Consider the following 22,698-nt stretch of genomic DNA (forward strand, 5'->3'; position numbering starts at 1 on the left):
GCGGCCGGGCCGGGTCAGCGGGCCTCTCGGGCGGCGGCCTGGCGGCGCAGCTCGCTCTTGGCCAGCGCGTTCTTGTGGACCTCGTCGGGGCCGTCGGCGAAGCGCAGCGTCCGCACGCCCGCGTACATCGCCGCCAGCGGGAAGTCCTGGGACAGGCCCCCGGCGCCGTGCACCTGGATGGCCTTGTCCAGGATCCACTGCACGGTCTCCGGGGTGGCGATCTTGATGGCCTGGATCTCGGTGTGCGCGCCCTTGTTGCCGACGGTGTCCATCAGCCACGCGGTCTTGAGCACCAGCAGCCGCAGCTGCTCCAGCTTGACCCGCGCCTCGGCGATCCAGGTGCGCACCACGCCCTGCTCGGCGATCGGCCTGCCGAAGGCCACCCGGTCCTCGGCGCGCGCGCACATCAGCTCGATGGCCCGCTCGGCGATGCCGATGCTGCGCATGCAGTGGTGGATGCGGCCGGGGCCGAGCCGGGCCTGGGCGATGCCGAAGCCCTCGCCCTCGCCGCCGATCAGGTTGGTCACCGGCACCCGCACGTCGGTGAACGACAGCTCGGCGTGCCCGCCGTGGTCGTGGTCGTCGTAGCCGAGCACGTGCATGGGCCGGTGCACCTCGACGCCCGGGGTGTCGCGCTCGATGAGGACCATCGACTGCTGGCGGTGCCGGTCGGCGGTGGGGTCGGTCTTGCCCATCACGATGAACACCGCGCAGTTGGGGTTCATCGCGCCGGTGATCCACCACTTGCGACCGTTGACGACGTACTCGTCGCCGTCGCGCTCGATGCGGGTGGCGATGTTGGTCGCGTCCGAGGAGGCCACGGCGGGCTCGGTCATCGCGAACGCCGAGCGCACCTCGGCGTTGAGCAGCGGGGTGAGCCAGCGCCGCTTCTGCTCCGGGGTGCCGAACAGCGACAGCACCTCCATGTTGCCGGTGTCGGGCGCCGCGCAGTTCATCGCCGCCGGGGCCAGGTGCCCGCTGCGGCCGGAGATCTCCGCGAGCGGGGCGTACTGGAGGTTGGTCAGGCCGCCGCCCTCGGCACCGGGCAGGAACAGGTTCCACAGGCCGAGCTCGCGCGCCCGCTCCCGCAGCTGCGCCAGGACCGGCGCGGAGTCCCAGGCCCACCTGTCGCCCAGCTCCGCGAGCTGCTGCCCGAAGACGGCCTCCGCCGGGTAGACGTGGCTGTCCATGAAGTCGAGCATCGTCGCCCGCAGCTCCTCGGTGCGGGCGTCGTAGGCGAAGTCCATCAGCGGTGCTCCTTCGGGGTCGGGCGGGCGTCGCGCTCCACACTGCCAGGCGCGGGTGCCCGCACGCCGTGCGGGCGCGATGGGCTCACGCCCGCTCCTCGGCCTGGTCGAGGCGCTGCTGGAGCTTGTTCATGCCCGCCAGCCAGCGGTCGGGCCGGGTGGCGCGGGCGCCGTAGTAGTCGGCCACCTCCGGGTGCGGGAGCACCAGGAACCGGTCGTCGGCCACGGCGCCCAGCAGCGCCTCGGCCACGTCCTCGGGCTCCAGCGCGCTGTCGCGGCTCAGCAGCTCCTTGAGCGGGCCGGAGGACTCCTCCAGCATCCGCGTCCGCACGCCCTGCGGGCAGATGGCGTGCACGCGCACCCCGCGGTGGTGGTAGGTGGCCGACAGCCACTCCGCGAAGGCCACCGCGGCGTGCTTGGTGACGGCGTAGACGGGGTTGCCCAGCATGGTGAGCAGGCCCGCGGCGGAGGCGGTGACGATGAACCGGCCCTCCCCGCGCTCGACCCACCCGGGCACCAGCAGCCGGGCGGCGCGCACGTGGGCGAGCACGTTGACCCCCAGCGCCAGCTCCCAGTCGTCCTCCGGGGTGCCCAGGCCGCGGCCGCGCTCGACGCCCGCGTTGGCGCAGAAGACGTCGACCTCGCCCAGGTGCTCGCGGGCCGCGGCGACCAGTTCGGCCACGCCCCGCTCACCCGCGGCGTCGCCGGGGACGGCGTGCCCGCCGACCTCCCCGGCCACCCGCGCGGCGGCGTCGGCGTCGAGGTCGTTGACGACCACCCGCGCGCCCTCGGCGGCCAGCCGCACGGCCAGCGCCCGGCCGATGCCGCGCCCGCCGCCGGTGACGACGACGCCCTTGCCCGCGAAGGCCCCGCTCACGACAGCCGCTCCAGCACCATCGCCATGCCCTGCCCGCCGCCGACGCACATCGTCTCCAGGCCGAACTGCTTGTCGTGCCAGCGCAGGGAGTTGATCAGCGTGCTGGTGATGCGGGCGCCGGTCATGCCGAACGGGTGGCCCACGGCGATCGCGCCGCCGTTGACGTTGAGCCGGTCCTCCTCGATGCCCAGCTCCCTGGCCGAGGCGATGACCTGCGCGGCGAACGCCTCGTTGATCTCCACCAGGTCGATGTCGGAGATCGCCAGGCCCGCCCGCGCCAGCGCCCGCCGCGACGCCTCGACCGGGCCCAGGCCCATGACCTCCGGCGAGAGCCCGGACACCGCCGTGGACACGACCCGCGCCAGCGGGGTGAGCCCGAGCGCGGCGGCCTTGGCGTCGGACATGACCACGAGCGCGGCGGCGCCGTCGTTGAGCGGGCAGCAGTTGCCCGCGGTGACCGTGCCGTCGGGCCGGAACACCGGCTTGAGCGCCTCGACCGCCGCCAGGGTGACGCCCCGCCGGGGGCCGTCGTCGGCGCTGACCACGGTGCCGTCGGGCAGGGTCAGCGGGGTGATGTCGGTGGCCCAGAACCCGGCGTCGATCGCGGCCTCCGCGAGGTTCTGGCTGCGCACGCCGAAGGCGTCCTGGTCGGCGCGGCTGACCCCCTTGAGCTGGGCGACGTTCTCGGCGGTCTGCCCCATGGCGATGTAGAGGTCGGGCAGCGCGCCCGCCTCGCGCGGGTCCGCCCAGACCTGCCCGCCCGCGGCGAACCCCTCGGTGCGCGCCTGCGCGTCGGCGAACAGCGGGTTGCGCGTGTCGGGCATGCCGTCGGCGTTGCCCTTGGGGTAGCGGCTGACCGCCTCGACCCCCACGGAGAGGAACGCGTCGCCCTCACCCGCCTTGATCGCGTGCAGGGCCATGCGGGTCGTCTGCAGGCTCGACGAGCAGTAGCGGTTGACGGTGGTGCCCGGCAGGTGGTCCATCCCCGCCAGCACGGCCACCGCCCGCCCCAGGTTGTTCCCCGCCTCGCCCGCGGGCTGGCCGACGCCGAGCACCAGGTCCTCGATCTCGGTCGGGTCCAGCTCGGGCACCTTGTCCAGCACCGCCCGGACCATCTGCACGGCCATGTCGTCGGGCCGCAGCGCGGTGAGGGAGCCCTTGGCGGCCCGCCCGATCGGCGAACGGGCGCAGGCGACGATGACAGCGTCCGGCATTGGGGAACCCCTTCCAGACTAAGCAGTCGCTTAGTCCGGCACCGAGCATGGCCCCCGCTCCCGACACCCGTCAACGCGCCGCCGATGTGACGGCGGACACAGTGTTGATGGGCTTCGCGTCCCGCCACCCGCCCCCGCGTCCCCGCCCGGCACGGTCCCCGACTCGGCACCACGGCCGCCTGTTCCGGCCAAGGCGACCCGGGCACAACGACATGGCCTTCGCGACCCGCCACCCGCCCCGTCGTCCCCGCCCGGCACGGTCCCCGACCTGCCACCACGGCCGCCTGCCCCGGCCGAGGCAACCCGGACACAACATCCGCGCTTCGCAACTGCCACCACGATGGGCCGCCCACCAGAGTGACAACCCTGGCCTAGCGTGCGGTCGCGCGGAGTCCGTCGAGGAAGAGGTCGGCGAAGGTGCGCCCCACCTCGTGCGGCGCGGGTCGCCCCTCCGGCCGCCACCACGTCGGCAGGTGGTGCACGGCCCCGAAGAAGAAGTCCACCGCCAGGTCCGCCCCCACGTCCCCGCGGAACACCCCGTCCGCCTGCCCCTCGCGCACCATCCCCCGGAACAGCTCGTGGTACCGCCTGCGCTCCCGCCGCACCTGCTCGCGCGACGCCTCCCCCAACTGGTGCAGCGACCGGAAGAAGATCGTCGTGCTCTCCAGGTTCTCGATCGTCGTCACCACCACGTCCGCCGCGGCCCCGTGCACCCGCTCGGCCACCGGCCCGGCCCCCGAGCAGAACCCCTCCAACCGCTCCACCTGCATCCGCAGCACCCGCGCGTAGATCTCCCGCAGCAGGTCGTCCTTGGACCGGAAGTAGTGGTACATCGCCCCCTTCGCCACCCCGGCCGCCGCGACCACGTCCGCCACCGACGTCCCCTCGAACCCCTTCTCGGCGAACAGCACCCGCGCCACGTCCACCAACCGCTCGGGAATGCGCTGCCCACCCCTGGACGACGGCGGCCGTCCCGTCCGCCGCACCGGTTCACTGGACACCCCGCCGATGCTACGTCCCGCCCCCACCACCCAACCCACCCCTGGTGGGTCACCACACTGGACGAGAAGGCGCCCACCACCCGCAGCCGAGCCCGGACAGCGGACCCACAAAGCAATCCCCCACTTGTCCAACGCAGCGAGAAGACCAGCGGTGCCGCATGCGTCCGCAGGTCAGCAGGAAGCCCCGGAACCCCTGCCCCTGCGGGCATCGCCGCCTGGTCCCCGCACTGCACGCGGGGGCAGTCCCGCGCCGCGCGGCGCACCTAGCGTGATGATCGCCTGCACCGGAGGACGGTGCGACTCCGGGAGGTTGTCATGGCGGGTCGGCGGCGGTTGTGGTCGTTGGTCGCGGGGGCCATCGCCTTCGTCCTGGTCGCGGTGGGGGTGGGGCCGGTGGTGCGGGCGGTCGCGCAGGCGGGGCCGACGCCGTTCCCGTGCGACGCGACGTACTACCTGATGCAGCCGTCCGGGGCGGGGACGGGGACCGACGACCTGGGGCGCGTCACGTTCCCCGCCGCCGGGCAGCCGGGTGGGGGCCGGTTCGAGCGGATCAGCACCCCGGACTTCAAGTTCAACGCCATCGGCTACAACCACCGCGACGGGCTCGTCTACGGGCTCACCCGCGGCGAGGCCGTGTCGCGGCTGTTCCGGGTGGGCGCCAACGGGGTCTACGACGTCCTGGGCGTGCCGCTCGACGGGGGGCTGCCCATGACCTACGACCAGTTCCTCGCGGGCACCTTCCTCGTCGACGGCACCTACGCCGCGCTCGTCGGCTCGGGCGGGCCGCTGGTGCGCTTCGACATCACCCAGCGGCCGCCGCGGATCATCTCCAAGGCGCCGCTGGCGGGCATCCAGTCCTCCGACATCGCGGTGAACCCCTACGACGACGGCGTCTACGCCTACGACCAGAACGGCGGCGGCCTGGTGCGCATCGACCCGGGCAGCGGCGCGATCACCAGGGTGGGCGGGTCGCCGGGGGCGGAGGTGATCCGGGCCCAGGGGTCGACGTGGATCGACGGCCAGGGGCGCATCACCCTGCTGGCGGGCGACGGCGGCGCGGACGGGCAGGACACCTTCTACCAGGCCGACTTCACCCCGGGCACGCGCACCTACGGCCCGTTGCGCCGCATCGGCGTCGAGCCGGGCCTCAGCGGGGCGGGCGACGGCGCGAACTGCGCCTACCGGGCCACCTTCGACAAGACCGCCGCGCCCACCTCCGTCGACGCAGGCGGCGAGGTCACCTACACCTACCGCGTGGTCAACGGTTCCGAGGAGGCCCGCTCCTACACCTTCCGCGACACCCTGCCCGACGGCCGCCGCTTCGTCGGCGACCCCACCGTCGACCCGCCGATCGGTTCGGTGGCGTTCAACGCCTCCCGCAGCAGGCTCACCATCAGCGGGTTGCAACTGCCCCGGGGCAACGACGTGACGATCACCGCCCGGGTGTCCGTGCCCGCCGACGCGCCCACCGCCACCGTGTACAACCAGGCGTTCCTCACCGGCGGGGGCCTGCCGGGCGACGGGCTGCCCTCGGACTTCCCCGGCACCGCCGACCCGGCCGACGCCACCCCGCTGGTGGTGCGCGCGCAGGCCGGGGCCGACCTGCGCATCACCAAGACGGTGGGCGGGTCGTCGGCGAACCAGGTGCAGCAGGGCGGCCGGTTCACCTACACGCTGACGGTCACCAACGACGGCCCCGCCGCCTCGCCGGCGTCGACCATCACCGACGACGTGCCCGCCCCGCTGACGCCCAGGGCGGCCTCCGACGGCGGCACCACCTCCGGCCGCACCGTGACCTGGGTGCTCGGCCCGATCCCCGCCCGCGGTTCGATCACCCGCACGCTGGAGGTGAGCGCGGACGGGCCTGCCGCGTCGTCGGTGTCGAACACCGCGACCGTGACACCCGGCGGGGGCGTGCCCGACCCCAACCCGGGCAACAACACCAGCACCCCGCCGGTGAGCACCACGATCACCACCCCGCAGCCCACCGCCGACCTCGCCATCAGCAAGCAGGGCCCGGACACCGCGCCGCCCGGCGGCGATGTCGTCTACCGCATCCTGGTGGACAACCTCGGGCCGTCCGCGGCCACCGGCACCCAGGTCGTCGACCGGCTGCCGGACGGCTTCACCCCGGTCTCGGCGTCGGCGGGGGGCACCATCAACGGCCAGACGGTCACCTGGAACCCCGCCGCCATCCCCGTCGACGCCGCGCCGATCGAGCTGACGGTGGTCGCGCGCGCCCCCGTCGAGGGCGGGACCGGCCGCAACACCGCCACGATCACCACCCTCGACGGCGGCCCCGCCGACCCGGTCCCGGGCAACAACACCAGCAACGAGGTCGTCACGGAGGTCACCCCCTCGGCGGATCTGGTGGTGACCAAGCGCGGCCCGGACACGGTGCAGCCCAACCAGTCCTACGACTACGCCATCACCGTCGACAACCTCGGCCCGTCCACCGCTCAGTCCACTGTGGTCACCGACCGGATCCCGGACGGCCTCGTCCCGGTCAGCGCGTCGGACGGCGGGGTCATCGACGGCCAGACGGTGACGTGGAACCTGGGCGCGGTCCCCGCCGCGGGCGGGCCCCGGCCGCTGACGGTGACCGTGCGGGCCCCGGCGGAGAAGGTGCAGGTGGCCAACCGGGTCACCGCCACCTCCACCACGCCCGACCCCGACCCCCGGACCAACACCAGCGAGGACGTCCCCACCGAGGTCGTGCCCTCCGCCGACTTGGTGGTGACCAAGGAGGGCCCGGAATCGGTGCCCGCGGGGAGCACGTTCGAGTACAGGGTCACCGTGGACAACCTGGGCCCGTCCACCGCCGAGTCCACTGTGGTCACCGACCGCGTGCCGGACGGGCTCGTGCCGGTCAGCGCGTCGGACGGCGGCGTGGTCAACGGGCAGACGGTGACGTGGAACCTGGGGGCCGTGCCCGCCGCCGACGGGCCCCGGCCGCTGACGATCACCGTGCGGGCGCCCGCGGAGGCCGTCCGCGTGGCGAACCGCGTGGTGGTCACCTCCCCGACCCCCGACCCCGACCCGGGCAGCAACACCAGCCAGGACGTCCCGACGGAGGTCGTCGCGCGCGCCGACCTCCAGGTCACCAAGTCCGGGCCCGCCGAGGTGGAGCCCAACCAGGAGTTCCCCTACGCCATCACCGTCGACAACCTCGGCCCGTCCACCGCCCAGGCCACCGTGGTCACCGACCGCGTGCCGGACGGGCTCGTGCCGGTCAGCGCGTCGGACGGCGGGGTCATCGACGGGCAGACGGTGACCTGGAACCTGGGGGCCGTGCCCGCCGCCGACGGGCCGCGCACGTTGACGCTGGTCGTCCGCGCCCCGGCCGAGGGCGCCCGGGTCGGCAACACCGTCGTGGTCGGCTCCCCCACCCCCGACCCCGATCCCGGGGACAACACCAGCGAGATCGTCACCACCGAGGTCGTGCCCCGGGCCGACCTGGCGGTGACCAAGACCGGCAAGGCCGAGGTGGTGCCCAACGAGGAGTTCTCCTACGCCATCACCGTCGACAACCTGGGCCCGTCGACCGCCACCGGCGTCGTCGTCACCGACCGCGTGCCGGACGGGCTGGTCGTGCTCGGGGCCTCGGACGGCGGGGTCGTGCAGGGCCAGACCGTCACGTGGAACCTCGGGTCGATCCCCGCCGCGGAGGGACCGCGCCCGCTCAGCGTCCGCGTCCGCGCCCCGGCGGAGGGGCTGACCGTCGACAACACCGTCAGCGCCACCTCGACCACCACCGACCCCGAGCCGGGCAACAACACCAGCACGACCGTGCGCACCGTGGTCGTCCCGGAGTCGGACCTGTCGATCGTCAAGACCGCGCCTGCCGAGGTCGTCGCCGGGCAGCCGTTCGACTACACCATCACCGTCACCAACCGGGGCCCGTCGACCTCGACGTCCTCGGTGGTCACCGACCGGGTCCCGGACGGGTTCACCCCGGTCAGCGCCTCCGACGGCGGCACGGTGGACGGCGCGGACGTCCGCTGGTCGCTGGGCACCCTCCCGCCGAACGGCACCGCCGTGCGCACCATCCGGGTCACCGCGCCCGCCGAGGGCGGGGTGGGCGACAACGTCGCCTCCGTCCGCCCCGGCCCTGGCGCCCCCCGCGACCCCAACCCCGCCAACGACGACAGCCCCACCATCCGCACGACCGCGACCCCGAGCGCCGACCTGGCCATCACCAAGACGGGACCGGCCACCGTCGTCGCGGGCTCCCGGTTCACCTACACCATCACCGTGGACAACCTGGGCCCGTCGACGTCCACCTCCTCGGTGGTCACCGACCGCATCCCGGACGGGTTCACCCCGGTCAGCGCCTCCGACGGCGGGACCATCGACGGGCAGGTCGTCACCTGGGCGCTCGGCGCCATCCCGGTCACCGCGCCGCCGGTGGTGCGCACCGTCGACGTGCTCGCCCCGGACGAGGGCGGCACGGCCAGCAACGTCGCCTCCGTCGTGCCGGGTGAAGGCGCGCCGGACGACCCGAACCCCGACAACGACCGCAACCGCCCGCAGGTCACCGTCGCCCAGCCGTCCGCAGACCTGTCCGTGGTGAAGACCGGGCTGGAGTTCGCCGACGCGGGCACCCCCTTCGACTGGACGGTCACCCTCACCAACGCGGGCCCCTCCACCGCCCGGCAGACCGTGCTCACCGACACCGTGCCCGCGGGGTTCACCGTGGGCACCGTCCCCGGCGCCACCACCGCTCCCGGCCCGGGTGGCACGACGGTCGTCACCTGGGCGCTCGGGGACGTCCCACCCGGGCAAACGCGGTTCACCGTGCCGGTGACCGCCCCCGCCACCGCGGGCTCGGGCCGCAACACCGCCGTGGTGCGCAGCAGCACCGACGACCCGGACGACCCCGGCGACCTCACCGGCACCAACACGGTGCAGGTGCGCGGGTTCACCCTGGCCAAGGCGGTGACCCCGCCGACGACCTCGGTGCGGCCCGGCGAGGTGCTGACCTACTCGATCACGGCCACCAACGGCAGCACCGTGGCCTACGACCAGGCCCACGGGCTCGCCTCCTTCCGCGACGACCTCACCGGGGTGCTCGACGACGCCGAGGTGGTGTCAGTCGACCCGGCTGCGGAGATCACCCGCGACGACACCGGGTTCACCTGGACCGGGCCCATCCCGGCGGGCCAGTCGCGCACGATCACCGTGGCGGTCCGGGTCGACAGCCCCACCGACGACGGCGACGACGTCCTGCGCAACACCGTCGTCGGCGGCACCAACTGCGCGACCGGGTCCACCGCGCCCGAGTGCTCGCCCGCCACCGTGCCGGTGCGCGAGCTGGGGCTGGTCAAGACCGTCGACCGGACCGTCGTGTCGCCGGGCGAGGCGGTGACCTTCACCGTCGCCGTCACCAACACCGGCGCCTACGACTACACCGAGCAGGACCCGGCCGCGATCTTCGACGACCTCACCGGCGTGCTCGACGACGCCGTGTTCGGCGACCTCGTCGTCGACCCCGAGGTGGGCACCCCCGGCCCGGCCCCCACCCGCGAGGACCCGGTGCTGACCTGGTCCGGCCCGCTCGCCGCGGGCGGCACGGTGCGGCTGGTCTACACGGCGACCGTGTCGAACCCGCAGACCGGCGACGGGCGCATCGTCAACCTCGTCTCCAGCGGGGAGGACCCGCGCTGCCTGCCCGCCGACCCGTGCGGACCCGCGGAGGTGCCGCTGGTGAAGGCGTTCCTGCTCGACAAGACCGTCGACCGCTCCGGCGGCGTGGCCCCCGGCGACGAGGTGACCTACACGATCACCGTCACCAACAGCGGCCAGGTCCCCTACACCGACGGCGCCGCCGCGTTCACCGAGGACCTGTCCGGCGTGCTGGACGACGCCGCGGTCGTCGAGGCCACCGCCGACTCCGGCACCCTCACCCGCGACGGCACCGACCTGCGCTGGGCGGGCGACCTCCCGCTCGCTGACCCACCGGGCACCGCGGGCGCGACGATCACCGTGCGCGCCAGGGTGTTCAACCCCGACCTGGACGGCGACCACTTCCTCGTCAACGTCGTCACCGGCTCCACCAACTGCCCACCGCCCGCGGGCAGCCCCACCGGCGGCAGCGAGTGCCGGGCGGGCGACCCCCTGCCGGTGAAGGGGCTGACCGTGGCCAAGTCCTCCGATCGAGCGGTGGTGCGGGCGGGCGCCCCCGTGGCGTACACGATCACCGTCACCAACACCGGCGAGGTCGACTACACCGACACCGACCCCGCCACCATCACCGACGACCTGTCCGGGGTGCTCGACGACGCCACCTACGCGGGCGGCGCCGAGGCCAGCACCGGGGAGCCCGTCACCGTCAACGGCACGATGTTGACCTGGCGCGGCCCCCTGGCCAAGGGCGCCACGACGACCATCACCTACCGGGTCACCGTGGCCCTGCCCGGCACCGGCGACCACCTGCTGCGCAACACCGTCACCGCCCCCGGCAGCAACTGCGCCCCCGAACCGGACGAGGGCACCACCCCCGACCCCGCCTGCTCCGGCGGCGACGACGGCCAGGACGGCACCGTGCGGGTCGCGGAGGTCCGCATCGAGAAGAAGCCCACCACCGACACCGCCACGGTGGGCGACACCTTCGGCTACGCCGTGACGATCACCAACGTCGGCACGGTCGACTACCTGGCCACCGAGCCCCCGACCACGACACCCGCGCCCAGCTCAACCGCGCCTCCCTCCACTGCACCTTCGTCGTCCGCGCCTCCGTCGACGGTGCCGGGTTCGACCGCCCCCGGCCCCGGGGTGCCCGCCACCCCGGCGGGCGTGGGCCCCGCGACCTGGACCGACGACCTCACCGCAGTCCTCGACGACGCCACCTACCTCGACGACGCCCAGTCCACGACGGGCAGCACCACCTACGCGTCCCCCCGCCTCACCTGGTCCGGCCCCCTCCCGGTGGGCGGCGCGGCCGCCACCACCTACTCCGTCCGCGTCAACGACCCCGCCTCGGGCGACGGCACCCTGCTCAACGCCGTCACCGGCCCGGAGAGCAACTGCGCCTGCGCGGTGACCACCCCGGTCCAGCCCAAGCCGGTCGCCCCCACCAAGCCCGGCGGCCTGGCCAGCACCGGCGCCGACGTCGGCTGGCTCCTGGTCACCGGCTTCGGCCTGCTGCTCCTGGGGTCCGCCGCCCTCGCCTACACCCGCCGCCGCACCATCCTCCTCGCCTACCGCCGCCGCCGCGCCGAGCGCGACTAGGAGCCCCCATGCGCCCCCACCTCCCCGCCCTGCTCACCACAGCCGCCCTCCTGCACACCGCCACCTGGGCACCGGCCGCCGCCACCCCGGAACCCGCCCTCACCATCACCATGACCGACGACACAGCGGAAACCAGCGAAGGCACCCCCCTGGACTACAAGATCACGCTCACGAACCCCGCGGCCGAGGAGCGCGCCGCGGACGTGGAACTGACCCTGCCGGTGGGCGCCAAGGCCACCGAGGTCCGGGACGGCGGAACCGCCCCCGAACCCTGGTTCGCCCACTGGTCCCTCACGATCCCCGCGAACGGGACCAGCACCGTGTCGGCCAGCTTCCAGGCAGGCGCCCCACGGCCCGACAGCAAGGGCTACACCGCCACCGCCTGCACGGTGCGGAACTACGCCCGGCTGTTGTGCGCCACGGACATCAACCAGGTCCCCGGCGCCCCGGACATCCACGCCGTTGCCGGGAAAGCGTCCACAGAGGATGGAGGGCCGCCCGTCCTGATCCCCATCGGCGTCGGCGTTCTCGTGGCTCTGGGGGCAGGGCTACTCCTCCACGCCCGGACCCGTTCCACTCCGTAGCTCTCCTTTCCGCTGCGCTCTCCTTTCCGCTGCGCGGGGCTCTCCGGCTGCGCCGGTTCTCCGCTGCGCGGGGCTTGCCGGCTACCGCCGGGGCCCCGACGTTCGCCGGGGATGGCGGGTTGGGTGGGTGGCCCGGTTGGGTGGATCCGCTTGGTCGGGGCCCCTATGACGATCATGTGCTGTCGGGCGGGAAAAGGCGGGCTGAAAAGATGCCCGCCCGTCCCGTTTGGGTAGCACATGATCGTCACCCCCGACCAAGCGAATCCACCCAACCGGGCAGAACCTGCCGCCCACGCTCGGCTTCTCGGGGTGATCACCTTGGCGGCCTCGTCATGCACGCTGGCGCGGGGGAAACCCGGGCAAGGGGACCCCTGTTTTCAACGTTACCGGCGGGGACCGGCAAAACTCGACCACCGCAGACGGGCTGTGGACAACTCGGCTGGCCAGCTCACAGCGCCGAACACCACGCCCTTCCTTCTTTGCCCACGACGCAACCACTTACGGATCGGGCAGCCCGGCTACGGACATGCTCGATGCGGTGGACTTGTTTGGGTGGGGAGGCGATCATGAGCTACCCTGTCCGGGTTGAGCGGGGCTCTTGTGGCCCCAGCTTTTCCCGCTCTCTCAGCTCATGATCGCCGTAGGGGCCTCGCCCAAACAGGTCCACCGCATCGAGCCCGCCACCACACGACCGGGCTTTCACGAGCCGAAGCCGCAGGCGAGGCGAGGTGGAGCAAACACCCACTCAGAGCAGGTTCGCTCGCCGGTACAGCGCCACGGCGGGCCGGGTCAGCAGACCGCAGGAGTCCAGGAAGTCCATCAGCCCCGCGCAACTCGTGCGCAGCACGGCCTTGTGGTGCTCGTTCGCCGCCGCCTCCCGGACAGCGCGGTCGACGTCGAGGCCTACGGTCGCGTAGACCTTCTTGCTCACCAGGCTCACGACGACGTAGTGGGCGACGAGCGCGATGAGGAAGGCGCTGGCGTGCCTGCGCAGGGGGGAGACCGCGGCGAGGTGTTCGCGGGTCTCGGCCCTGGCGAACTTCATGTGGCGGGATTCCTCGACCACGTGGATGTTGTTGATGGTGCGGATGAAGGGCAGCACCCGGTCATCGCGCATGCTGGCCCGCTGCAGGACGTCCAGGACCTCCTCGGCGACGAGGATGGCGGCGTAGGCGGCCTCGCCGCCCGCGGTGGCGCCGTACCAGCGGCCCGCGCGGACGAGGGCCTTGGGCGGGCGGTAGCCGGGGGAGCGCAGCTTGGCGGCGGCGCGGGCGAACATGATGGAGTGGCGGCACTCGTCGGCGACCTCGGTGAGGGCCCACTGGAAGTTGGGGTCCCGCGGGTCGTCGGCGTAGTAGTCGCGCAGGACGATCTGCTGCAGGACGGTCTCGAACCAGATGCCGGTGCACAGCACCGACGCGGTCTCCTGGCGGGTCAGCTCCGCGCGCTGGGCCTCGGTCAGCTCCGACCAGTACCGGGTGCCGTAGAGGGTGCTCCACTCCGGGCTCATGCCGTGCAGGGACTCGTCGAGCGGGGTGTCCCAGTCGACCTCGCGCAGGGGGTCGAAGGACAGGGTGGTGGCGGAGTCCAGGAGCCGCCGGGCGGCGGTCTCGCGCTTCTCGCCGGCGGTGCGGCGCTGCTCGACGCTGGTCATCCCGAACTCCTCGGTCAGCCGGTGCCCTGCTCCGGGCGGTCGGGACGCTCTAGGCTGGCGGGACCGACCACCCGCACCACCTCGGCGCGCCCAGCGACTTCGTTACACTTGACGCCCGAACTGTAAGGACACGCGGTGGGCGGTGTCAAGGATTTCGTTACAGGCGTCCGACGGTGTGTAAAGCGAGGCGGGTGTGGACGAGGCGGGTGCCTGCGGGGCGCGCGAGGCCAGGGCCGAGCGGCAGCGCGCGGCGATCCTCGACGCCGCCATGGCCTGCCTGGTGCGCGGCGGGCTCAAGTCCGACCGGATGCTCTCGGCGATCGCGCGGCAGGCGGGCATCTCCCGGCCCACCCTCTACCGCTACTTCGACAGCTACGAGGCCGTCCGCGACGCCCTCACCGAGCGCGAGCTGACCCGGCTGGTCTCCGACCTCGTCCCGCTGGCCGACGAGCTGACCTGGGACGTGCGCTCGTTCGGCGCGCTCATCGGCTACATCGTCACCTTCGTGCGCAACCACCCGCTGTTCAGCGCCGCCCCGGCCGACAACCGCGGCGCGCTGGCCCCGCAGTTCGCCAGCCAGGCCTTCCTGCCGCTGCGCTACGCCCTGTCGGTGCTCAAGCCGCGCATCGAGCAGCGCATCGCCGACGGCGCCATCCCGCCGATCGACGTCGAGTTCGCCGCCGACGTCTTCGGCCGCATCGTGCTGTCGTTCACCTTCACCAACGGCCTGGTCCCGCTCGACTCCGCCGACGACCTGGCCCGCTACCTCGAACGCGCGCTCACCCTGGTCCTGGGCATGGCCGTGGAGTCCCCCGGCGCCTGAGCCGCCCGGCGGTGCCCGCTCGGCGTGGTGCCCCGGACCCGCTTGAACGCCGCGCTGAAGCCGAACGCGTCGGCGTAGCCCACCGCGCGGGCCACGTCCGCCACCGTCGCCCCCGGCCGCTCCACCAGCAGGTCGGCGGCCAGGGCCATCCGCCGGTGCGCGAGGTGGGTCAGCGGCGGCTCGCCCACCAGGTCGGTGAACCGCTTGGCCAGCGTCGACCGCGACACCCCCGCGCGGCGGGCCAGCGCGGCCACGGTCCACGGCGCGGCCGGGTCGGCGTGCAGCAGGCGCAGCGCGGGGCCGACCACGGGGTCGTGCTGGGCCGCCCACCAGCTCGGGGGCGCGCCGCCGGGCCGGTCGAACCAGTCGCGCAGGGCGCAGACGAGCACCCAGTCCAGCAACCGGTCGAGCACGACCTGCTGGCCGGGGGCGTCCACGGCGACCTCGGCGGCGAGGTGGTCGAGCACCGGGTCCGCGGCGCCGCCGCCGGTGCGCAGGACCGGGGGCAGCGCGTCCAGCAGCCTGCCGCTGATCTCCCCGCGCACCGGGTAGGCGCCCACGACCAGGGTGGTGCCGCCCGCGTCGGGGTCGAGGTCGGCCCAGCCGAGCCGGTGGCGGGTGCCGCCCTGCTCGGGGGTGGCGCAGTCCTCACCGCAGACGATCGGCTCGGCGTCGGTGCCGGGGGTGTCGACGAAGGTGAAGGTGCCCGGGCCGCGCACGACGACCACCTCCCGGGCACCCACCGGCTCGGGTGGGGCGTCCTCGGGGACCACCCACCCGGACCCGGTGAGCACCGCGCACAGGGTCAGCGGCGCGCCGTCGACGAAGTGCAGTGCCCACGGCGGGGTCAGGGTGGAGCCGCCGAACAGCGACCCGTGCGCCCGGACCCCGCGGAATAGGTCGCTGAAGGCATCCACGTCGCCGAACCTACGCGATCCTGGACGCCCGCACAGGTGCCACGGCGTTCCACCCATGGCATCGTCCAGCCGGGGCGGGTTGGATCGGGGGCATGAGTTCGCAGAGCAGGCTGACCGACGACGACTTGGAGTTCCTGCGCAGGCCGCTGCACGGGTTCCTGTCCGTGGCCGCGGGACCGGTGCCCGCCCAGCCGCGGCCGGTGTGGTTCGAGGCGACGGCGGACGGGGTGGTGCAGCTGTTCACCGGGCCCGGCACGGCGAAGGTGCGGCGGCTGCGCGAGGACCCGCGCGCCTCGATCGTCGTCGCCGCGCCCGCCGGGGAGCGGGAGCGGTGGGTGGCGGTGGCGGGCCGCACCACCATCGAGACCGAGGGCGCGCACGACCTGGCGAGCAGGCTGGCCGAGCGCTACTGGGACCTCGACGACCCGGTGCGGGCCGCGGACCTCGCCGCGATCCTCGCCGAGGAGCAGGTGCGGATCGTCCTGCACCCCGAGTCCGTCCGCCGCTACACCTACTGACTCCCCGACTCCTGACGCCCCGGCCCCTGACACCCCGGCCGACCGATGCCAGCAGCCCCGACCGCCGGGCGACGGTCGGGGCTGCGTGTACAGCGGGGTGGGGCGGTCAGGGGTAGCTGACGACGTTCTGCGCCGAACCGCCGTTGGAGCTGTCGGCGCGCGGGCCGGTGTCGTTGACGACCGAGCGGATCGCGCCGCTGCCGTTGAGGAACACCGTGAGCAGGCTGGTCAGCCGCACGCCCGAGGTCCGCGGGACGCGGAAGGACATCCGGGACTCGATGTTGACGCCCTGGTTGAAGAAGCTGTAGCTGCCCAGGCCCCAGGCGCGGAAGGTGGTCACGCCGGGCACGACCTCCAGGGCCGGGTAGCCGGGGTTGGCCGAGTCCTCCTGCCAGGCGGCCTGGCTCGGCGGGTCGTAGGGGCGCTCGTTCTGGTACATGACCACGCGCCCGCGCTCGCCACGCCAGATCGTCTCGGTCTTCTGGAAGTGCTCGACGAACAGGCCGGTGGCGGTGACGTCCGCGCCGTTGACCACGAGGCCGTGGTCGCCGGTGTTGCGGGTCCAGCCGATGCCGGTGCCGTGGTCGCCGCGCCAGAGCCAGGTGTCGTCGAGCAGCACGTTCGCCGCGTTGACCTCCAGGCTGGTGGTCGCCTTGCCCTCCAGCGCGCCGCCGACCCGGACGAACAGGTCCTGGAGCACGACCGGGTTCGTGGTGCCGCCGCAGGTGCACGTGGTGCCCGAGCGGCCGACCTGCACCAGCACCGGCGAGCGGACCGGGCCCGCGTCGACGGTGAGGCCGTGCACCTTCACCCCGGCCACGTTGTCCACGGTCAGCGCGGCGTTGCCCGCCTGCGGGGTGATCGTGGGCAGCCCGAGGCCCAGCACGACGGTGTCGGCGCGGGTGACCCGGATGGGCTCGGAGTAGCGGTAGGTGCCCGGGGACAGCAGCAGGTGGCGGCCGTTGGCGAGCGCCTGGTTGACCTGGCTGACGCTGGTGCTCGGGGTGGCCACGAAGAACTGGCTCAGCCCCAGCACCCGCTCGCCGCTGTTGGTCCTGGTCGGCCCGCTGGAGTCGCGGCGCACCGGGGGCACGCGCACGGAGAAGCTGCCGCCCGAGCCGGACAGGTAGGGCTCCTCCATCGACACCGGCGTGGTCGCCAGGGTGGTGTAGGGCTGGGCGCCGGGCACGCCGAAGCTGGTGGCCGGGGCGCCGGGGGTACCTGCGAACACCTGGTTCCAGACGCCGTTGCTCCAGCTGCTCAGCTCGCTGTTGCGCACCAGGAACTGCTGCTGCGAGCCGTTGACGACCTCGCCGCGGAAGCGGGAGTCGGCGATGAACCCGCCGCTGGCGTACCAGGGGCCGTCGCCGCAGTAGTCCATCAGCGACAGCTTGCCGTTGACGTCCACGCGGCGCATCGGCGCGGCCTGCGACACCGCCCAGAAGTTCGTCGCGGCGCGGCAGCCGTCGCCGCCGGCGACGTTGATCGTGAGGTTGGACAGCGAGCGCCAGAAGTTGGTCAGCGCGATGCAGTTGCCGGTGCCGTTGACCTGGCACTGGTTGTAGACGCTGACCCGGCCGTTGATCTGCACGTCACCCGGCTGCGCGCCCAGGCCCGCGACCTCGGTGTAGTAGCCGACGCGCACCTCCAGCGGCGACTGCGCGCTGCCGTAGGTGCCCGGCTCGAACAGCAGGGCGTAGCGGCCGGGGCCGAACTCGGCGCCGGTCTGCTGGTTGGCGATGGCGTCGACCGTGGCCTGGATGTCGGCCTGCGCCATGCGGGGGTTGAACACGTAGACGTTCGCGCCCAGCTGCGGGGCGTTGGGCGCGATCACCGCCTGCGCGTGGACGGGGGCGGACGCCGAGGCCGGGGCGGCGGCGAGCACCGCACCGGCGGTCATGGCGACCACCGCGGCGGTGGCGAACCGCAGGGTTCGGGGGATCGATCTCAACGGGCTCTCCTATCCCGGGCTGGGACCTGCCCGGACCGCTGGTGACGGGCGACCGGGCGCGCGCCACTCCGTCGTGACTGAGGAGACCTGCACCACACTCTCGTGTGACGATCCGAGTACAGCACGCTTACTTACCGGTAAGCAAGTGAGTCGGGCAGAGCTTCGACCACCGAGAGGTGCGCCCGCGGTGGCACAGTGGCACCCATGCAGCCCCCCGCCGACCGAGAGGCCCCCGCGGGCACCACCACCGACCCGCTCAGCCGCAGCGACCGCACCCGCCTGCGCCGCGAGGAGATCGTCCACGCCGCCCGGGAGGTCTTCTCCGCCAAGGGCTTCCGCAACGGCTCGCTCTCCGACATCGCCGAGCGCGTCGGCATCACCCACCAGGGCGTGCTCCACCACTTCGGCACCAAGGAGCAGCTGCTCGTCGAGGTCCTGCGCGACCGCGACACCACCGGCCGGGCAGCCCTGGCCGACGCCAGCAACCCGCGCGGCGCGCGGTTCCTGCACCACGTCCTCAACACCGTCACCACCAACACCCGGCGTACGGGCATCGTGCAGGCCTACACGGTGCTGTCGGCGGAATCGGTGACCGAGGGGCACCCCGCGCAACCGTGGTTCCGGACGCGGTTCACCACGCTGCGCCAAGACCTGGCCGAGGCGCTGGGGGAGGCCTGCGACGCGGCGGAGCCGGTGGCGCGGGAGGAGTTGGAGCGGGGCGCGGCCGTGCTGGTGGCGGTGATGGACGGGTTGCAGGTGCAGTGGTTGCTCGACCCCGGGGCGATCGACATGACCGCCGCCGTGCGGATGACGATCGACGCGTTGCTGACCTCGTGGGGCGGCCGTCCGCTGGGTCCCGCCTAGAGTTGCACGACGGTAAACCCTGCCTTGATCAAACTGCACTGGAGTTAACCCGGAACCCCTCCTAGCGTTGTCCTCACAACGCCGAGGAGGACCCCGTGGACACCCTGACCCTGCTCCCCAGCATCACCGAAGCCGTGCGCGCCGCCGGTACCCGGCTGCTCGACGAGTACACCCCGGACGCCCGGCCCAGCGGGTCCGAGGCGATCTGGAAGGCCTTGCGCCACAACGACGAAGCCGTCCTCGACGTGCTGCGGCCCGCGCTGCTCGACCTGCGGCCGCAGGCGCGGTGGATGGACGACGAGCTGGAGTCCGGGGCGCTTCCCCCCGGTGAGTGGTGGGTCGTCGACCCGGCCGAGGGCAACATCAACCACGTGCACGGCCTGCCCGACTGGTGCGTCACCGCCACCCTCGTCCAGGACAACGCCCCCGTGCTCACCGTCGTCCACTCCCCCGTGGCAGACCGCGTGCACACCGCCCACGTGGGGCACGGCGCGCGGGTCGACGGCGTGCCGCTGCACGTGTCCGGCAAGGCGGACCTGGCGGCGGCGTTCGTCTCGACCGCGCAGGCCGCGCCGGGTGAGGACGCCGGGACGCTGTCGCGGATCAGCGCGTCGGTGGACGCGATGCTGCGCGCGGCCATGCTGGTGCGGGTGGCCGTGCCCGCCACGGTGCAACTGCTCGCGGTCGCCGAGGGGCACACCGACGCGTTCTGGCAGCACTCCCCCGTGATCTCCGGGCTCGCGGCCGGGGCACTGCTGGTCTCGGAGGCCGGGGGCGTCGTCACAGACCTCACGGGACGGCCGTGGGCGCCGGGCAGCACCGACTTCCTCGCCGCCGCACCAGGTCTGCACGCCGCCGCCCTGACCGCCCTCACGGCCTAAGCAACCAGGCCCTCACCAACCGAACGACAGGGGAACCACCATGACCACCATCGCCGTCATCGGCAGCGGGCGCGTCGGCACCGGCCTCGCCGCGGCCTGGCAGCGCGCGGGCCACGACGTCGTCATCGCCGCCCGCAGCACCCGCGCCGAGGCCGCGCGGGCCGCCGACGTCGTCGTCAACGCGCTGCCCGGGGACATCGCCGCCGAGCAGCTCGCGCCGCTCGCGGACGCCATCGGCGGCTCCGTCGTGCTCGACGTGAGCAACCCGCACTCACCCGGGCCGACCAGCGTGGCCGAGCAGGTCCAAGCCGCGCTGCCCCGCGCCAGGGTCGTCAAGGCGCTGAACACCATGCTGCACCCGGTCATGACCGCCCCGCTGCCCGGCGCCACGGCGTTCCTGTCGGGCGGGGACGCGGCCGCCAAGTCCACCGCGGTCGACCTGCTGGCCGACCTGGGGTGGGCGCGCGGGAGCGTGGTCGACCTGGGCGGGCTCGCGACCGCCCGGACCACGGAGTCGTTCACCGCCCTGGTGCCCGCGGTGTTCACCCACCACGCGGGCAGGCCGTTCGCGTTCTCCGTGGTGGCCTGACCCCGTCACCCCCACTGCCAGGCGATGCCGTGCACGCCGGGGCCGCACTTGGCCTGGAACGCGTGCACCACGTGCGACCCGTCCGGCACGAGCCTGCGCTTGCGGGTCGGCGGGGCGGGCACGGCGTCGCGGAAGTAGCTGTGGCAGCGCACCGGCAGCCGCGCCTCGTGGAAGCGGACGCGCTGGAGGAACCCGTGGACGGGCGTGCGGAAGCGGTGCTCGTGCAGGCGGGCGGGCGCGGGGCTGGGCCCCAGCTCGGTGGCGTACTCGACCACGGCGGTCTCGTTGCGCGCCAGGGTGCGGCCCAGGTGGATCTCGGCGGCGAGGTAGCCGTTGGCGTGGTCGGCCACCAGGTCGAGCAGGGTGCCGTCGCGGACCACCAGGTCCGAGGGCATGACCTCGCCCTCGTCCACCCCGTGCGCGACCAGGAAGCGGTCCTGGCCGTCGGCCACCGCGCGCAGCACCTGGGTGATCTCGACCCGGCGCAGGCAGCCGTCGGCGTCGAGGGTGCAGGTGCTGGCGACGTTGAGCGCCACCACACCCGCGTTGAAGTCGTCGAACGACCCGCCCAGCACCCGCTGGAACGGCGAGTCCGCGCCGTAGAGCTGGCTGCCGGTCACGCCCGCGCTGGCCGGGGTGCGACCGCGCGGCCGGGGCGGTTCCAGCAGGTCGAACAGGGTGTCGCGGGGCAGGTCGAGTATCAGCTCCAGCTCGCGCAGCGCGCGCAGCGACTTGTCCCGCTCCGGCCTGCTGCGGCCCTGCTGCCAGTAGCTCAGCGTGGCCAGGCTGATGTCCACGCCCCGGTCGGCCAGCCGGGAGCGCAGGCGCTGGAGGGTCAGGTCGCGGCGGGTGATGGCGGCGCGCAGGGTCTCGCTGAACCCCTGGGCGCCGACGACCTCGCCGCGCGGGGCCGGGGACCGGGTCACGGCAGCTCCCTCCACTCGCCACGGGGGTGGGAGTATCCCCCGCGGCGCGCCGCGACCGCCACCCGTGCGGCGACCGCGGCGCGCGCGCTCGGCGGGGGTCAGCTGGTGGTGTTGGCGGTGAGCCCGTAGTAGGACAGGGCGTCGCTCAGCGGCTGGAAGTACGACGACTTCCCGCTCTGGACGCCGCCGTTGTAGGCGCACTGCTGGCCGGTGGGGCCGCCGGAGGTCATGCCCTGCGCCTGGTTGCCGGAGATGTAGGCGCCGCCGCTGTCACCGGAGGACGTGCACACCGTGGAGCTGGCCAGGCCGCGGACGACGGTGTCGGGGCCGCCGTTCGGGTCGGTGTAGGTGACGGTGACGTTGTAGGCCCTGATCGTGCCGCAGGTCCAGCCGGTGGTGGCGCCGGACTTGCAGATCGAGGTGCCCACGGCCGCGCGCTGCGCGCCGCGCACGGCGATGGTGCCCGCCGCGCCCCAGGTGCCGACCGAGGTGGTGATGGAGTTGCCCGCGTCGAGCTTGGCGATGCCCATGTCGACGCTGGTGGTGCCGATGGCGAAGCGGGAGTTGGTGCCCTTGGCGAAGCGGGTGCCGTTGAAGTGCAGGGTCGGCAGACCCGCGACGCAGTGCCCGGCGCTGACCAGGTACTGCACGCCGGAGGAGCTGCGCGCGCCGAAGCCGACCGAGCAGTAGCCGGAGCCGCCGTTGATGGTCATCTTGCTGCCGGGGTAGATCGCGGCCTGGGTCGACAGCGGCGCGGTCGACTCGACCCGCACCGCGGGGCCGAACCGGGCCGCCTCGGCCAGGAACGCCTTGGCCTGCGGGCGGGAGGCGTCGTCGACGCGCACCGACACCACGTCGGCGGCCACGTCCACACCCCACTCCGCGATGCCGTCGGGCGCCTGGCGGGCGGCGAAGCGGTCCAACTGCTCCTGGACCCGGGTCAGCGCCGCCTCCCCGCGGGCCGGGGTGCGCGCCGCCAGGCCCGCCGACCGCGCCGTCGCCGCGGTGGCCGGGTCGGCGGTGTTGACGGTGAGCGTGCCGCCGCCGTCGACGAAGGAGCCGTCGACGACGAGGCCCGCCCGGGTCAGCTCGGCGAAGCGCTGCTGCTGCGCGGCCTCGCGGTCGAGCCGCGCGGCGGCGGTGGCCTCGTCCACCCCGAGGGTGCGGGCGAGCGCGGCCACCATCTCGGGCTGGTACCGGGCCTGCGCCGCCGTGGCCTGCGCCGCGGCGGGCTGCGCGGCCGCCGCCGACGCGGTGGCCACCGCGCCCGCGGGCACCAGCGCGCACAGCGCGGTGGCCGCGACCAGTGAGCGGTAGATCCCGGACCTGCCGAATCCGTTCGACATGCGTCGATGCCTTTCCTCGCCGGACCCCGCACGCGCAGGGGGTGGGCGGCACGGGGGCCACCCAGCGCGCGGATCT

General features: G+C 73.8%; 16 protein-coding genes. 7 read left to right on the forward strand and 9 right to left on the reverse strand.

Annotation, left to right across the window (positions count from 1 at the left end; all coding sequences use genetic code 11):
* Nucleotides 1-14: 14 nt before the first annotated feature.
* From BJP25_RS18275 to BJP25_RS18290, 4 genes are all read right to left on the reverse strand, one after another.
* Entirely contained in the window at nt 15-1,247 is a 1,233-nt protein-coding gene (locus tag BJP25_RS18275; RefSeq protein ID WP_075976151.1) for an acyl-CoA dehydrogenase family protein, read from the reverse strand.
* Nucleotides 1,248-1,332: 85 nt separating this feature from the next.
* Nucleotides 1,333-2,124: an SDR family oxidoreductase gene (locus tag BJP25_RS18280; protein ID WP_075976152.1), complete on the reverse strand. Its 792-nt coding sequence runs from the start codon at nt 2,122-2,124 to the stop codon at nt 1,333-1,335.
* Nucleotides 2,121-3,338: an acetyl-CoA C-acetyltransferase gene (locus tag BJP25_RS18285; protein ID WP_075976153.1), complete on the reverse strand. Its 1,218-nt coding sequence runs from the start codon at nt 3,336-3,338 to the stop codon at nt 2,121-2,123. The genes BJP25_RS18280 and BJP25_RS18285 overlap by 4 nt, the downstream gene beginning before the upstream one ends.
* 371 nt (nt 3,339-3,709) lie before the next feature.
* Nucleotides 3,710-4,339, reverse strand: coding sequence for a TetR/AcrR family transcriptional regulator (locus tag BJP25_RS18290; protein WP_233158139.1), 630 nt, complete (start codon nt 4,337-4,339; stop codon nt 3,710-3,712).
* Nucleotides 4,340-4,654: 315 nt separating this feature from the next.
* Between BJP25_RS18290 and BJP25_RS18295 the strand changes: the two genes are divergently transcribed.
* Nucleotides 4,655-11,569: a DUF11 domain-containing protein gene (locus BJP25_RS18295; protein WP_075976155.1), complete on the forward strand. Its 6,915-nt coding sequence runs from the start codon at nt 4,655-4,657 to the stop codon at nt 11,567-11,569.
* Nucleotides 11,570-11,577: 8 nt separating this feature from the next.
* Nucleotides 11,578-12,153 carry a hypothetical protein gene (locus BJP25_RS18300; protein WP_075976156.1) on the forward strand — a complete coding sequence of 192 codons (576 nt, stop codon included), beginning with the start codon at nt 11,578-11,580 and terminating at the stop codon, nt 12,151-12,153.
* Nucleotides 12,154-12,898: 745 nt separating this feature from the next.
* On the opposite strand, the gene BJP25_RS18305 is transcribed toward BJP25_RS18300, so the two are convergent.
* A complete protein-coding gene (locus tag BJP25_RS18305) occupies nt 12,899-13,807 on the reverse strand; it encodes an AurF N-oxygenase family protein (protein ID WP_075976157.1) in 909 nt (302 codons plus the stop codon).
* A 193-nt stretch (nt 13,808-14,000) separates the two neighbouring features.
* On the opposite strand from BJP25_RS18305, the gene BJP25_RS18310 reads away from it, so the two are divergent.
* Entirely contained in the window at nt 14,001-14,630 is a 630-nt protein-coding gene (locus BJP25_RS18310; protein ID WP_075976158.1) for a TetR/AcrR family transcriptional regulator, read from the forward strand.
* Here BJP25_RS18310 and BJP25_RS18315 read toward each other — a convergent pair.
* The gene (locus BJP25_RS18315; protein ID WP_075976159.1) at nt 14,570-15,547 is read right to left on the reverse strand and encodes an AraC family transcriptional regulator; all 978 of its coding nucleotides are present in this window, start codon (nt 15,545-15,547) and stop codon (nt 14,570-14,572) included. The two genes, BJP25_RS18310 and BJP25_RS18315, sit on opposite strands and share 61 nt — an antisense overlap.
* Nucleotides 15,548-15,639: 92 nt before the next feature.
* Between BJP25_RS18315 and BJP25_RS18320 the strand changes: the two genes are divergently transcribed.
* Nucleotides 15,640-16,065, forward strand: a complete 426-nt coding sequence (locus BJP25_RS18320; protein ID WP_075976160.1) for a pyridoxamine 5'-phosphate oxidase family protein — start codon at nt 15,640-15,642, stop codon at nt 16,063-16,065.
* 106 nt (nt 16,066-16,171) lie between these two features.
* Here BJP25_RS18320 and BJP25_RS18325 read toward each other — a convergent pair whose 3' ends face one another.
* On the reverse strand, nt 16,172-18,016 hold the full coding sequence (locus tag BJP25_RS18325) for a hypothetical protein (protein WP_075976161.1): 1,845 nt from the start codon (nt 18,014-18,016) through the stop codon (nt 16,172-16,174).
* Nucleotides 18,017-18,220: 204 nt separating this feature from the next.
* On the opposite strand from BJP25_RS18325, the gene BJP25_RS18330 reads away from it, so the two are divergent.
* The 3 genes from BJP25_RS18330 (at nt 18,221) to BJP25_RS18340 (ending at nt 20,350) form a co-directional block, all read left to right on the forward strand.
* The gene (locus BJP25_RS18330; protein WP_084794141.1) at nt 18,221-18,880 is read left to right on the forward strand and encodes a TetR/AcrR family transcriptional regulator; all 660 of its coding nucleotides are present in this window, start codon (nt 18,221-18,223) and stop codon (nt 18,878-18,880) included.
* Nucleotides 18,881-18,975: 95 nt separating this feature from the next.
* Nucleotides 18,976-19,761, forward strand: a complete 786-nt coding sequence (locus BJP25_RS18335; protein ID WP_075976162.1) for an inositol monophosphatase family protein — start codon at nt 18,976-18,978, stop codon at nt 19,759-19,761.
* Between the two features lie 40 nt (nt 19,762-19,801).
* Nucleotides 19,802-20,350, forward strand: coding sequence for an NADPH-dependent F420 reductase (locus BJP25_RS18340; RefSeq protein WP_075976163.1), 549 nt, complete (start codon nt 19,802-19,804; stop codon nt 20,348-20,350).
* A gap of 5 nt (nt 20,351-20,355) precedes the next feature.
* Here BJP25_RS18340 and BJP25_RS18345 read toward each other — a convergent pair whose 3' ends face one another.
* Entirely contained in the window at nt 20,356-21,276 is a 921-nt protein-coding gene (locus BJP25_RS18345) for a helix-turn-helix domain-containing protein (protein WP_075976164.1), read from the reverse strand.
* Between the two features lie 98 nt (nt 21,277-21,374).
* Complete coding sequence (locus tag BJP25_RS18350; protein WP_075976165.1) at nt 21,375-22,622, reverse strand: S1 family peptidase; 1,248 nt, start codon at nt 22,620-22,622, stop codon at nt 21,375-21,377.
* Nucleotides 22,623-22,698 lie beyond the last annotated feature (76 nt).

This window comes from Actinokineospora bangkokensis, assembly GCF_001940455.1.
GTDB classification, from domain to species: domain Bacteria; phylum Actinomycetota; class Actinomycetes; order Mycobacteriales; family Pseudonocardiaceae; genus Actinokineospora; species Actinokineospora bangkokensis.

Excerpts from the sequence above, each read along its gene's own strand:
- BJP25_RS18305 (WP_075976157.1), bottom strand. The coding sequence starts at position 13,807 with ATGACCAGCGTCGAGCAGCGCCGCACCGCCGGCGAGAAGCGCGAGACC.
- BJP25_RS18350 (WP_075976165.1), bottom strand. The coding sequence starts at position 22,622 with ATGTCGAACGGATTCGGCAGGTCCGGGATCTACCGCTCACTGGTCGCG.
- BJP25_RS18275 (WP_075976151.1), bottom strand. The coding sequence starts at position 1,247 with ATGGACTTCGCCTACGACGCCCGCACCGAGGAGCTGCGGGCGACGATG.
- BJP25_RS18320 (WP_075976160.1), top strand. The coding sequence starts at position 15,640 with ATGAGTTCGCAGAGCAGGCTGACCGACGACGACTTGGAGTTCCTGCGC.
- BJP25_RS18300 (WP_075976156.1), top strand. The coding sequence starts at position 11,578 with ATGCGCCCCCACCTCCCCGCCCTGCTCACCACAGCCGCCCTCCTGCAC.
- BJP25_RS18285 (WP_075976153.1), bottom strand. The coding sequence starts at position 3,338 with ATGCCGGACGCTGTCATCGTCGCCTGCGCCCGTTCGCCGATCGGGCGG.
- BJP25_RS18340 (WP_075976163.1), top strand. The coding sequence starts at position 19,802 with ATGACCACCATCGCCGTCATCGGCAGCGGGCGCGTCGGCACCGGCCTC.
- BJP25_RS18330 (WP_084794141.1), top strand. The coding sequence starts at position 18,221 with ATGCAGCCCCCCGCCGACCGAGAGGCCCCCGCGGGCACCACCACCGAC.
- BJP25_RS18295 (WP_075976155.1), top strand. The coding sequence starts at position 4,655 with ATGGCGGGTCGGCGGCGGTTGTGGTCGTTGGTCGCGGGGGCCATCGCC.